Raw genomic sequence first — 12,287 nt, forward strand, 5'->3', positions numbered from 1 at the left:
TCTCGCCGCCCTCGATACCCGGCCGGGCGCTGTTGCGGATGGTCTTGCCGTCCATCGCCACCGCGACCATCGTCCCCGGCACCCGCCTGCCGACGCGACCGGCGACCGCCCTGGTCATCGCTTCGGCGCGAAACCACGCACACACCCGCTCATCGGCGTCGTCGGCATCAACCTCGTGCGCGATCCGACGCATCGTGGCCGCACTGGGCACCACATGTTCACCGGTCGAGGGGTGAACACGACATCCCGCCAACACCAACATCTCCGGCGGGAGATCGGCTGCCCGGTCCGCGATCTCCCGGAAGTTCCGAGCACCGGCCAACACCGCGAGCATCATCACCGCCAACACCGCGCCGATCCGATGCCGCACCCCCCTGGCCTTACGCGGGTCGGCCACCCCACCGAGCATGCCCACCAGCGAACGAACTCCGGCGACACCCACATCGGGCCGACCGGTGATCAGCGAACACGAATCCGGGGCATGCGACACTGACAACGGTGGCCTCTTGTCCAGTGATGATCGTGGCGTGAGAACCAACATCATCGCAGGCCAGAGGCCACCCTCTACGTCCGAACACCAGGACCGGCCGGGGTCGGCAACCGACTTCACACGAAGATCACAAACTTTGAAATTCCCCTGCGCCTCTACCACCACCGAGACGACCACGGCGTGTTTCCTGATGCAAGCCCCAACATCCCGCCGACCTGCGAATGAACCTCCATGCGGATGAGACCGCATTGTTCGGGTGGCCGAACGCCGTGCCGGCCGGGTTCGGTGCGCTTTCGGGTTTGAGGTAGTCGTGGTACTGGCGAGAGTGGTCGCAGCGCCCTGGTTTCCTGTAGTGGCTTGGATCGGGCGGCTGCCCGCTCGTGGAGGTGTCGCCAGCCTGTTGCATCAATCATGCGCCCGCGATGGTTTCATCCATCAATTGTTCGGTGATTCCGGTGGCAATTGTTCATGACGTTGTGTCATTGCCTGCCACTCGGCCGTGGCTGGATTCCTTCGGACAGGGAATAGCCTCGGGTGTGCGTGCTCTGAAAAGGTTCCGGTGCCCGTCGCGGAGTGGTTCGGGTATTTCGGATTCTTGTCCCAGCACTTGTCGGAGGAGAGCACATGCGCAGGATTCTCGGGTCGGTGGCCGTCCTGGTCACGGCCATGGTCGCCCTGGTGGGCGGTGTCCCCGCGGGCGCCACCGCGGCGGCGCGGGGGGCGGTGGTCGGTGATCAAGCCCCCTGCACCGAGCAGTACAAGTGGTACAGCCCGGGGTATTGGACCTACGTCAAGGTGCGGGTCTGCCTCACCATGGACGACGCCGGGGACGGGCGGGTCCGGGTGGAGACCGCAGACAGCAGCTACAAGGGCGAGGGGCACGGCATCTGGCACGACGCAGACCCGAGCTACCCGGCCACCTGGTCCGCCTACGGCACCGTGGCCAACGGCGACGCCGTCTTCGGCTGGTCGATCGACGAGCAGCGGCAGACCAGTCCGGACGGCCAAGCCGACAGCACCGGGTCGCTGCCCACCCCGGACTGCGGCCAGTACGACATCGAACTGAACTTCCGCCAGACCGGTCCCCGCTGGGACGAGCCGCGCGACGTCATCGACCCGGGCACCCAGTACGCGACGGTGGTCGTCTGCTGATCGACGCCGACCGACCGCGGGTGGGCGTCTTCCGGGGCGTCCACCCGTGGATCCGTCCAGGTCGCGCGGTCGGCAGCGCACCGGCGCGCGGGTCCAGCACGTCCACGTCCGAGCGGATCGACGCCCGACCGCGACGGAGAGCGGCCCCGAGATCACCGCTCTCATCGCTCGGGAAATCCACCGCTGACCCCTGGGTCACCCGCTACCGTCGCCCCGACGTGAGATGACCCGCGCGCGCGTGTCACAAAAGCCGCGCACCCGCGATGGACCAGGTGACCAGCCGAGTCAGGCTTCCGCCGGGGGACTCGGGTGCAGACCCAGGAGGACGAGCCATGACGCAGGGCTACGGTGAGGGTTTCCCTCAGTACCCGGAGCAACAGGGCTACCAGCAGCAGCCCGGCTACCAGCAGCAACCGGGCTACCAGCAGCCCCAGCAGCCGCCGCCCGGCTACGGGCAGAACCCGTACCCGCAGTCCGGCGGCTTCCCCGCCGCGCCGTACGCGGGGGTGAGCGGCCCGCCGGTGCGCCCCGGGACGGCCACCTCGGCGGCCGTGCTGGCCTTCGTCCAGGCCGGTATCACCGGGATCATCAGCCTGCTGATGCTGGTCAGCGTGCTCGACTCGGGCAACCGCTCGGTCAGCGGCGAGGGCACCGGGGTCGGTCTGGTCATCGTCCTGGTCCAGCTGGTCGGCGCCGCGCTGCTGATCGCGGGCGGCACCCAGGTGATCAAGGGCAGCGGTCGCGGCGTGCTGCTCGGCGGCAACGTGCTCGAGGTCGTGATCGGCCTGGTCTACCTGGCCCTGGTGCTGCTGGTCCCCAGCTACGACATCGACATCGTGCAGAACGCCAAGGCCGTGGCCGTCGCGGGCATCCTGTTCCTCACCGCGATGCCGGTGATCAGCCTCATCCAGACGGCGGGCTCGGCGACCGCGGCGTGGGTGCGGCGGACCTACTGAGCGGCACCCGCTACACTCGACAGCGGACCCCGTGCGGTGTTCACCTCGCGAACCTCCCCAGGGCCGGAAGGCAGCAAGGATAAGCGGGCTCTGACAGGTGCGCGGGGTCCCCTTTCTTTTCCGGGGGCCCCTGCTCAGGCCGCCGCGCCCGCGCGCAGGCCCGCGATCTCGGCGACGTGCTCGTAGCTGCGCAGCCGGTCGGCGTGGTGGAACACGTTCGTGGTGATCATCAACTCCTGCACCCCGGTGGCCGACACCAATTCGGCCAGCCCCTTGCGCACCGTCTCCGGCCCGCCGATCACCTGGTTGGCCAACCGCTCCTCGATGAAGAGCCGGTCGAGGTCGGTGTAGGCGAACGCGGCGGTCTCGGCGGGCGTCGGGATCCGACCCGGGTTGCCCTTGCGCAGCTGCAGGAACTGCAGCGCCGCGGGCTGCGCCAGCTCCCAGGCGGTCGCGTCGTCCTCGGCGCACAGCACACTCGCCGCGATCATCGCGTACGGCTCGGACAGCACCGCCGACGGCTGGAACCGCTCGCGGTAAAGCGCGAGCGCGGGCAGCGTGTTCTCGGAGCTGAAGTGGTGCGCGAAGGCGAACGGCAGGCCCAGGTACCCGGCCACCTGCGCGCTGTAGCCGCTGGAGCCCAGCAGCCACAGCGCGGGCTGGTTGCCCAGCGCGGGCACCGCGGTGACCCCGCGCGCGTCGCGGCCGGTGAAGTAGTTGGCGAGCTCGGTGAGCTGCTGCGGGAAGTCGTCGGCCGACAGCGGGCCCTCGGTGCGCCGCAGCGCCCGCGCGGTCACCTGGTCGGTGCCCGGCGCGCGGCCGATGCCCAGGTCGACCCGCCCCGGGTGCAGCGCCTCGAGCATCCCGAACTGCTCGGCCACGATCAGCGGCGCGTGGTTGGGGAGCATCACCCCGCCGCTGCCCACCCGCAGCCGCTCGGTGACCATCGCGATGTGCGCGAGCAGCACCGCGGGCGCCGAGCTGGCGATGCCCGGCATGTTGTGGTGCTCGGCCACCCAGTACCGGTGGTAGCCCAGCCGCTCGACCGCCCGGGCGAGGTCGAGGCTGTTGCGCAGCGCGGTGGTCTCGGTGGAACCGCTGGCCACCGGCGCGAGGTCGAGCACTGAGTACGGGATAGGCACACCGGTGCCAACGCGGGCGCGGCCGGTCGGATTCCCGGCCGTGTCGGGGCTGTCGTGGGTGGGCGGTAGTGTCGCGTCGTGGCGCTCGCCCTTTACCGCAAGTACCGGCCGGCGACCTTCGCCGAGGTCGTCGGGCAGGAACACGTCACGGTCCCGCTGCGCACCGCGCTGGCGGCGGGCCGGGTCAACCACGCCTACCTCTTCTCCGGGCCGCGCGGCTGCGGCAAGACCTCCAGCGCGCGCATCCTGGCCCGCTCGCTCAACTGCGAGCGCGGGCCGACCGACGAGCCGTGCGGCGTCTGCGACTCCTGCGTCGGCTTGGCGCCCAACGGGCCGGGCACCGTCGACGTGGTCGAGCTCGACGCGGCCAGCCACGGTGGTGTCGACGACGCCCGCGAGCTGCGCGACCGCGCGTTCTACGCGCCCGCCTCCTCGCGCTACCGCGTCTTCATCGTCGACGAGGCGCACATGGTCACCACGCAGGGCTTCAACGCCCTGCTCAAGATCGTCGAAGAGCCGCCGGAGCACCTGGTCTTCATCTTCGCCACCACCGAGCCCGACAAGGTGCTGGCCACGATCCGCTCCCGTACCCACCACTACCCGTTCCGGCTGATCCCGCCGAGTGCGATGCGCGACCTGCTGGAGCGCAACTGCGCCGCCGAGGACGCCAAGGTCGAACCCGCGGTGTTCCCGCTGGTCATCCGCGCGGGCGGCGGTTCGGCGCGCGACACCCAGTCGGTGCTCGACCAGCTGCTCGCGGGCGCGGGCCCCGAGGGCGTCACCTACGAGCGCGCGGTCTCGCTGCTCGGGGTCACCGATGTGGCGCTGATCGACGACATGGTCGACGGCCTGGGCGCGGGCGACGCGTCGGCGGTCTACAGCACCGTCGACCGCCTGGTCGAGGCAGGCCACGACCCGCGCCGGTTCGCCTCCGACCTGCTCGACCGGCTGCGCGACCTGGTGCTGCTGCGCGCGGTGCCGGACGCGGCCACCCGCGGCCTGGTGAGCGCCCCCGACGACGAGCTGACCCGGATGGTCGGCCAGGCGGAGCGCCTGGGCGCGGCGACGCTGGCCCGCTACGCGGAGATCGTGCACACCGGCTTGATCGACATGCGCGGCGCCACGGCGCCCAGGCTGCTGCTCGAACTGCTGTGCGCGCGGATGCTGCTGCCCGGCGCGGTCCCCACCGACGCGGCGGCGGATTCGGCTGTGCTGCAACGGCTCGAGCAGGTCGAACGGCGGATCGCCGTCGGCGGCGTCGCCGCTGAGGGCCGCCCGCTGGAGACCGCTCGCGTTGCGGCGCAACGGCCGGACGCGGGTGCGGACGCGCCGCCGCCGAACCGTCCGGTGATCACCCGTCCGTCCCAGCGCGCCGCGCCAGCGGAGTCCCGGCCGACGGCTTCGGCCGATCCGCAGGGTGCGACTGCGTCGCGTCCCCCGGAGTCCACTCCGGCCGAGGCGCGTTCGCGAGCGGCCGCACCGCCCGCGGGTGGCGATTCTCGCCAGACCCAGCCGCGCGCCGCTGAGCCCGCGCCGCCTGAGCGAGCTACTCCGGTGCAGGCCGAGTCGGGTGCCGCGGTCGATTCGCGGGTTGAGCCCGTGGTCGAGCAGGCGCCCGCCGCGTCGACGGCCGCCCCCGGCGCCATCGACGCCACCGGTGTCCGCCGCGTGTGGCCGGAGCTGCTCGGCGCGGTCCGCAAGACCAGCCGCAGCACCGAGGCGATGCTCACCAACGCCACCGTGCAGTCGGTCGAGGGGGACGTGGTGGTCATCGCCCACCCCGCCGCCCCCCTCGCCCGCAGGCTCGGCGAGCCGCGCAACGCCGAGGCGATCGCCCAGGCGCTGGTGGCGGTATTGGGCGGCCACTGGCAGGTCCGCTGCGTGCACGCCGAACCCGGCGCCGCCCCGGCCCGCGCCGCGACCCGCGCGGCCGAGCCCGCCCGCACCTACGAGGCCCCCAGCCGAGCCGCCGCGACGGCGGCGGCGGTGCCCGCCCGGCCACCGGTCGAGGACGTCCCGCCGCCGGAGCCCCCGGAGCCGGACATCCCGCCGGAGCCGGAGGACGAGGAGGAGATGCTGGCGCAGGCCGCCCGCAAGCCCGACCCGGGCGAACCGGCCACGCGCCAGCAGGACCCGGAGGAGGCCATGCTCAAACTGCTGGCCGAGAAGCTGGGCGCCCGCCCGGTCGAGTAGCCGGGTAGGCCGGGTGCTGGGCCGCTTTGGTGGTGGTGCTCGGTGATGTGGAATGGTTTTGGTTGGGGCCCTTGGCCGGCCGCTGCCGAGATGCCCGCAAGTGCCCGAGAAGGCGCGGCGACAAGCAAATGTTCGATGATGTGGAGTGGCTTTGCTAGGCCCCTGGTCAGCCGCAGCCGAGGCGCCCGCCTGTGCCCGAGAAGTCGCGCGCGACAAGCAATGCTCGATGAGGTCGATGGCTTTGCTTGGGGTCCGTGGCCGGCTGCCGCCGAGGCGCCTGAATGCGCCCGAGAAGTCATGGGCGGCAAGCAAGTCTTGATGATGTGAAGTGGCTTGCTGGCCCCTTGGCCGGCCGCTGCCGAGGTGCCCGCCTGTGCCCGAGAAGTCGCGCGCGACAAGCGATGCTCGATGAGGTCGAGGGGCTTTGCATGGGGTCCGTGGCCGGCCGCCGAGGCGCCCGAATGCGCCCGAGAAGTCATGGGCGGCAAGCAAGTCTTGATGATGCGGAGTGGCGTGCTTGCCTCTTGGCCGGCCGCCGTCGAGGTGCCCGCCTGTGTCCGAGAAGTCAAGGGCGGCAAGCAGATGCTCGATGAGGTGAAGTAGTTTGCCAGGCACCCTGGCCAGCCGCCGCCGAGGCGCCGCAAGTACCCCGGAAGTCGCCGGCCTCGACCAACTGCTCGATGGGGTGGAGTGGCTTTGGTTGGGGAGAAAAGAGGCGCTAGCCTGGCTCCGGCGTGGGTGATCCCTTCCCCACCCGCTTCACCCCGGCGCCTCTTTTCTTAGGGGCCCCAAGCAAAGCCACTCCACCCCATCGAGCACCACCGCCAAGCATGCACCACCGAGGCGCCGCCAAGCAGGCGCCAAGCAGCGGCCGCTAGTCGACCGTGATGTCGCGGATCGCGGCGGACTCGGCCTCGACCACCGACAGCGAACCGTCCACAGTGGTCACCGCGACCGAGCGGGAGTCCGGCGACCACAGGAAACCGTCCTCGGCGACCGCGCCGGACAGGGTGGCCGCGCGCAGGAAGCGGCCGTTCTCGGTCTGGTGGAAGGAGATCCGGTCACCCTCGACCACGGCCACCCGGCGCCCGTCCGGGGCGACCCAGCCGATCGCGGTGGGCGAGAGGGAGACGACCAGCGGGTGCCAGCTCTCGCTGGTCACCTCGAAGCGCACGACGCGGGCGGTGTCCGGTTCGTACTCGGTGGCCACCAGCCGGGTGGAGTCGGGCAGCCAGCGCAGGTTGCGCCTGCCGCGCTCGGCGGGCTCGGCCGAGATCAGCCGGACGTGGTCGTCCTCGGTCAGCGGCATGGTGTCGACCAGGACCAGCTTGCGCGGCAAGCGGATCGCGATGTACCGGCTGTTCGGGGACACCGCCGCCTCGACCACCGCGCCGCCGCGGTCGTAGACGGCCTGCTCCTCGCCGACCAGCACGTTGCGGATCACGACGGAGAACAGCAGCCGGTGCCTGCGGTTGGCCCGGTACACGATCCGGCCGGGCAGCACGCCCAGCAGCTCGGTCGCGTGGTCGGGGCCGCCGACCAGCGGCGTGATCTTGCCGCCCACCGGCAGGAGGGACAGCTGCGCGGGGGTCCCGTGCTGGACGACCACCTTGCGCTCACCCGGCAGGTACTTCGCCGTGGTCACCCCGGTCGCGACGGCCAGTTCTTTCCGCGCGCCCTTGGCATCGGTCTCGACCAGGCGCACCTGGTCGTCCTCGGCGGCCGCGATCAGCAGCCTGCCGCGCTCGTCGATGTCGAGTACCCGCAGTCCGGACATGATCTCCAGCCTGTCACAGCGGTCTCAGCCGAGATAGCCGAGGATGCCGTTCGCGATCGCCTCCGCGTACCGCTGCCTGCCCGCCGGGCTGGACAGCACCGCGGCCTCGGCCGCCTCCCGCATGTTCCCGCACTCCACCAGCACCGTGGGCCGGGTCGACAGGTTCAGCCCACCCAGGTCGTCGCGCGCGGAGAGCCCCTGCGCGCCGATGTAGGTGGAGGTGGCGAACCCGGCCGAGACCAGCGTGTCGCGCACCGTGCGGGCCAGCCGCAACGACGGCTCACCCTGCGCGGCGTTGAGCGGCGGCGCGGAGTACGCGATGTGGAAGCCGTGCGCGCCCGCCGCGGTCGAGCCGTCCGCGTGCAGCGACACGACGGCCGCGGCGCCCGAGTTGTTGCCGGTGTCCGCGCGCTTGTCCACGCACGGGCCGACACCCTTGTCGTCCGGCCGGGTGAGCACGACCGTGACCCCGCGCGCGGCCAGCGCCTCGCGCACGCGCAGCGCCAAGTCCCAGGTGAACTCGTGCTCGGGGTAGCCCGACCCGGTCGCGGTGCCGGTGGTGTTGCAGGGCTTCATCCGGCCGCGGCCGGCCGGGACCAGCTGGTTGATCACGCCGGGGTGGGCGGCGTTGCCGCCGTTGTGCCCGGGGTCCAGGACGACGACCTTGCCGCTCGCGGCGGGGGCGGCCGGAACCGTGGTGGTTGTCGTGGGCGGGGGCGTCGTGGTCGGCGCGATGGTGGTCGTCGGGCTGGTCGTCGGCGCCGCGCTGGTGGTCGACGAGCTGGTCTGTGTGGTGGTCGTGGAGCTCGGCGGGGCCGCCGGGGTGGCCGTCGGGCCGCCGCACGAGGACAGGATGGCCGCTAGGGCGCAGGCCAGGCTGAGGCCCGCCGCGCGTCGTGTCAGCACGGCACTCACGATGCCACAGTCCACCGCCCTCTAAGCTGGTGGCGGCACCAACCCAAGACGAGAGGGGCCGCGGTGTTTCCCGGAGGCGGCGCACCCGACATGCAGGCGATCCTGGCGCAGGCGCAGAAGATGCAGGAGCAACTGCTCTCCGCGCAGCAGGAACTGGCCGACGCGGAGGTCACCGGCACGGCGGGCGGCGGCCTGGTCACCGCGACGGTCTCCGGCGCGGGCGAGCTGAAGGCCCTGGTCATCGACCCGAAGGTGGTCGACCCCGACGACACCGAGACCCTGGCCGACCTGGTCGTGGCCGCGGTGCGCGACGCGAGCAACAACGCCCAGAAGCTCGCCGAGGAGAAGATGGGCCCGCTCGCGGGCGGTCTCGGCGGCGGCGGCCTCGGCCTGCCGGGGCTGTGAGGACGCGTTGTACGAGGGCCCGGTCCAAGACCTGATCGACGAGCTCGGGCGGCTGCCCGGCGTCGGCCCCAAGAGCGCCCAGCGGATCGCCTTCCACCTGCTCAGCGCCGAACCGGCCGATGTCGGCAGGCTCCAGGACGCGCTGCAGAAGGTCAAGGAGGGCGTGGTCTTCTGCGACATCTGCGGCAATGTCTCCGAGCAGCCGCAGTGCCGCATCTGCCGCGACACCCGCCGAGACCTCTCAGCGGTGTGCGTGGTGGAGGAGCCCAAGGACGTGCTGGCGATCGAGCGGACCCGCGAGTTCAAGGGCCGCTACCACGTGCTGGGCGGCGCGCTGGACCCGTTGTCCGGCATCGGGCCGGAGCAGCTGCGGATCCGGCAGCTGCTGTCGCGGATCTCGGCGCAGGAGGTCACCGAGGTCATCCTCGCCATGGACCCCAACACCGAGGGCGAGGCCACGGCCACCTACCTGGTCCGCATGCTCCGCGACTTCCCCGGCCTGACCGTCACCCGGCTCGCCTCCGGCCTGCCGATGGGCGGCGACCTGGAGTTCGCGGACGAACTGACCCTGGGCCGCGCCCTGTCCGGCAGGCGCACAGTCTGACCCCGCCACCTCCGGGCATGACGCGGTTCCGACTGACCCGCTTCACGCCGGTGCGGTTCTAGCCAGCCTGCTTCACCCTGGCGGTGCGGTTTCCGGTGGGTTGCTCCGGCAGGGCGCGGTCCGAACCGGTTGCTCTAGTGCTCTCCCGCGTCGCCACGGCCCGGCCCCCACTGCCGGGTTTCAGCGCCGCTGCCTGGTTGCCATTGGTTGGCTGATCGACGGGCCCGGCTAGTCGGGTATGGCCTGGCTGTAGATACAGCCCGGCTGTTGATATGGCCTGGCTACTTGGTGTGGCCCGGCTGCCTTGATAGGGCCTGGCTGTCGATACGGCTTGGCTGGTTGGTGTGGCTCGACGTGTGAGGCCATGAGCCTCGCCCTCCCGCTCGCCACGTGCCCGCTGACTCGTGTCGCCACTACCGGCCTACGTCGCCCGCACACCGGTGTCGACCGGTGTCGACGCCCGGAGCGCCATACATCCTGCCGTTCCCAACGGCTCTTCGCACCAGGCCCCACCCCAAGCGTCTCGCCCCTGCCCGCTCCTCCCACAGCGCTCCGCCGCAGACGCCACCTCAAGAGCCTCACCCCCGAGAGCCTCACCCCCGAGAGCCTCACCCCCGAGAGCCCCACCCCCAGGTCCGCTTCCCACAGCGCTTCGCGCCAGATCCCCCCACCCCGACAACGGCCCACCCATCCCTAGGGGGACCATCCCAGCTCCAGCCTATCCAGGATCGGGGCGAGATCCATGGGCCGTGGGATTCTGTGGATGGATGGGGGGACTGTGGACGAAGACACCTGGTGGGCCATACAGCGGGCACTCCGAGAAACCCCTGCTCGGCTCGGTGACACCAAGGTCGTCGCCGTGGACGGGCCGTCGGGGTCCGGGAAAAGTACCTTCGCGGGTGAACTCGTCCGGCGGCTTCCGGGTGCCGCGCTGGTGTCCACTGATGACTTCGCCACTTGGGACGATCCCGTCTCCTGGTGGCCGCGGTTGGTCGAGGGGGTCCTCGAACCGCTGGGCCGTGGGGGTTCGGGGTGCTACCGGCGAACACGGTGGGTCAACGGTGTTCCCCGTCCAGGTGATCTCCGTCGGGTCGATGTCCCCGCCGTTCTCGTGCTCGAGGGCGTCTCGGCAGGCCGTCGGTCCGTCGGGTCGCTGCTCTCCGTGCTCGTCTGGTGCGAGCTACCGGATCCGGAGGTGCGGCTCGCCCGCGCGGTCGCCAGGGACGGTGTGGGCAGTCGAGCGGAACTCCAGCGGTGGCAGGCTTTCGAGGCCGGTTGGTACGCCGTGGACGGCACTCGTGACCGTGCGTCTGTGATCCATTCTGTGTGACCGGTCAACGACACCGGCTGTCCGCTGTGCGGACAAATATTCAGCGAATATCACTCTGCGTGTCAATCCTGTTGCGGAGTGGTGATTCTCTGTATGGCAGTTGGCCGGATCGTGACCTCCCGTAGCTGAGGGACGCGCATCTGAGCGGCTATGGTCGGCCACCACACGGTGAGATCCCGGAGACAGTGAGACCGGACACGAGGAGTGCGTGATGGCTTACCAGCGATCCGCGCGACTTGGTCGACAGGCGGCCCTTCGCGGCCGCCGACGACTTGTCGCGCAGACGCCCGGTGGACGGGGACGGTCGGCGGCATGACGGCTCCTCCCGAGGTCACCGGATCCGCCGCTGAGGCGTCGCCGGAGGCGTCGCTCCAGGGCATGAGCAAGAAGGCGATCCAGGGCCGTTCGCTCGGTCAGATCGCCTGGATGCGCCTCAAGCGCGACAAGGTCGCCATGGCCGGTGCCGTGGTGATCACGCTGCTGATCCTCGCCGCGATCGCGGCGCTGCTGCTGGACCGCGTGTTCGACGTGGTTCACCCGAACGAGTTCCACCAGGACCTCATCGACACCCAGAACGGCACGCTCGCCCCGCTGGGCAGCCTGGGTGGCATGAGCAGTGCCCACCCGCTCGGGGTCGAGCCGGTCAACGGCCGCGACATCCTCGCCCGGATCTTCGCCGGGTCCTGGATCTCGCTGCTGATCGCCAGCCTGGCCACGGTGCTCTCGGTGCTCATCGGCACCACCATGGGCATCATCGCGGGCTACTTCGGCGGCTGGGTGGACACCCTGATCAGCCGGGCGATGGACGTGTTCCTGGCGTTCCCGCTGCTGGTCTTCGCCATGGCCCTGGTGGGCGTGCTGCCGGACAGCGTCTTCGGCCTGCCGTCGGAGACCGTGCGGATCGGCATGCTGACCTTCATCATCGGCTTCTTCAACTGGCCCTACATCGGCCGGATCGTGCGCGGCCAGACCCTTTCCCTGCGGGAGCGCGAGTTCGTCGACGCCGCCCGCAGCCTGGGCGCGCGCGGCCCCTACATCCTCTTCCGGGAGCTGCTGCCCAACCTGGTGGCCCCGATCCTGGTCTACGCGACGCTGCTGATCCCGACGAACATCCTGTTCGAGTCGGCGCTGTCGTTCCTCGGAGTCGGCATCAACGCGCCCACCGCGACCTGGGGCGGCATGCTCTCGGACGCGTCGCGCTTCTACACGATGCCGCACTTCATGCTCTGGCCCGGTCTCGCGATCTTCGTGACCGTGCTCGCGTTCAACCTGTTCGGCGATGGCCTGCGCGACGCGCTCGACCCCCGTGCCCGATAGGTGATC

Annotated in this window: 10 protein-coding genes and 1 other RNA gene; 7 read left to right on the forward strand and 4 right to left on the reverse strand. The window is 71.0% G+C overall.

Going from position 1 to position 12,287, the window contains the following annotated elements:
• On the reverse strand, positions 1-667 hold a 667-nt coding region (locus QSK30_RS22180), incomplete at its 3' end, for a transposase family protein (RefSeq protein WP_285505459.1).
• 447 nt (positions 668-1,114) lie between these two features.
• Here QSK30_RS22180 and QSK30_RS22185 point away from each other — a divergent pair.
• From QSK30_RS22185 to ffs, 3 genes are all read left to right on the forward strand, one after another.
• Positions 1,115-1,642 (forward strand): hypothetical protein, encoded by a 528-nt coding sequence (locus QSK30_RS22185; protein WP_285505461.1) that lies wholly within the window; start codon positions 1,115-1,117, stop codon positions 1,640-1,642.
• A gap of 332 nt (positions 1,643-1,974) precedes the next feature.
• Positions 1,975-2,598 carry a hypothetical protein gene (locus QSK30_RS22190; protein ID WP_285505463.1) on the forward strand — a complete coding sequence of 208 codons (624 nt, stop codon included), beginning with the start codon at positions 1,975-1,977 and terminating at the stop codon, positions 2,596-2,598.
• A 21-nt stretch (positions 2,599-2,619) separates the two neighbouring features.
• Positions 2,620-2,714: signal recognition particle sRNA small type (gene ffs / locus QSK30_RS22195), an RNA gene on the forward strand.
• Between the two features lie 18 nt (positions 2,715-2,732).
• On the opposite strand, the gene QSK30_RS22200 is transcribed toward ffs, so the two are convergent.
• Positions 2,733-3,734 carry an LLM class flavin-dependent oxidoreductase gene (locus QSK30_RS22200; RefSeq protein ID WP_285505602.1) on the reverse strand — a complete coding sequence of 334 codons (1,002 nt, stop codon included), beginning with the start codon at positions 3,732-3,734 and terminating at the stop codon, positions 2,733-2,735.
• 84 nt (positions 3,735-3,818) lie between these two features.
• Between QSK30_RS22200 and QSK30_RS22205 the strand changes: the two genes are divergently transcribed.
• Positions 3,819-5,933 carry a DNA polymerase III subunit gamma and tau gene (locus tag QSK30_RS22205; RefSeq protein WP_285505465.1) on the forward strand — a complete coding sequence of 705 codons (2,115 nt, stop codon included), beginning with the start codon at positions 3,819-3,821 and terminating at the stop codon, positions 5,931-5,933.
• An 874-nt stretch (positions 5,934-6,807) separates the two neighbouring features.
• Here the strand turns inward: QSK30_RS22205 and QSK30_RS22210 are convergent.
• Together QSK30_RS22210 and QSK30_RS22215 are read right to left on the reverse strand one after the other, a co-directional pair.
• Positions 6,808-7,710 carry a WD40 repeat domain-containing protein gene (locus QSK30_RS22210; protein ID WP_285505467.1) on the reverse strand — a complete coding sequence of 301 codons (903 nt, stop codon included), beginning with the start codon at positions 7,708-7,710 and terminating at the stop codon, positions 6,808-6,810.
• A 24-nt stretch (positions 7,711-7,734) separates the two neighbouring features.
• Positions 7,735-8,616 carry an N-acetylmuramoyl-L-alanine amidase gene (locus QSK30_RS22215; protein ID WP_285505468.1) on the reverse strand — a complete coding sequence of 294 codons (882 nt, stop codon included), beginning with the start codon at positions 8,614-8,616 and terminating at the stop codon, positions 7,735-7,737.
• A gap of 99 nt (positions 8,617-8,715) precedes the next feature.
• Here QSK30_RS22215 and QSK30_RS22220 point away from each other — a divergent pair, with 99 nt between their 5' ends.
• The 3 genes from QSK30_RS22220 (at position 8,716) to QSK30_RS22235 (ending at position 12,281) form a co-directional block, all read left to right on the forward strand.
• On the forward strand, positions 8,716-9,030 hold the full coding sequence (locus QSK30_RS22220) for a YbaB/EbfC family nucleoid-associated protein (protein WP_285505470.1): 315 nt from the start codon (positions 8,716-8,718) through the stop codon (positions 9,028-9,030).
• 7 nt (positions 9,031-9,037) lie between these two features.
• Positions 9,038-9,634, forward strand: a complete 597-nt coding sequence (gene recR, locus QSK30_RS22225; RefSeq protein WP_285505472.1) for a recombination mediator RecR — start codon at positions 9,038-9,040, stop codon at positions 9,632-9,634.
• Positions 9,635-11,276: 1,642 nt separating this feature from the next.
• On the forward strand, positions 11,277-12,281 hold the full coding sequence (locus QSK30_RS22235; RefSeq protein ID WP_285505476.1) for an ABC transporter permease: 1,005 nt from the start codon (positions 11,277-11,279) through the stop codon (positions 12,279-12,281).
• Positions 12,282-12,287 lie beyond the last annotated feature (6 nt).

The organism is Actinokineospora sp. NBRC 105648 (assembly GCF_030269645.1).
GTDB lineage: Bacteria > Actinomycetota > Actinomycetes > Mycobacteriales > Pseudonocardiaceae > Actinokineospora.

Excerpts from the sequence above, each read along its gene's own strand:
- QSK30_RS22185 (WP_285505461.1), top strand. The coding sequence starts at position 1,115 with ATGCGCAGGATTCTCGGGTCGGTGGCCGTCCTGGTCACGGCCATGGTC.
- QSK30_RS22190 (WP_285505463.1), top strand. The coding sequence starts at position 1,975 with ATGACGCAGGGCTACGGTGAGGGTTTCCCTCAGTACCCGGAGCAACAG.
- QSK30_RS22210 (WP_285505467.1), bottom strand. The coding sequence starts at position 7,710 with ATGTCCGGACTGCGGGTACTCGACATCGACGAGCGCGGCAGGCTGCTG.
- QSK30_RS22220 (WP_285505470.1), top strand. The coding sequence starts at position 8,716 with ATGCAGGCGATCCTGGCGCAGGCGCAGAAGATGCAGGAGCAACTGCTC.
- QSK30_RS22235 (WP_285505476.1), top strand. The coding sequence starts at position 11,277 with ATGACGGCTCCTCCCGAGGTCACCGGATCCGCCGCTGAGGCGTCGCCG.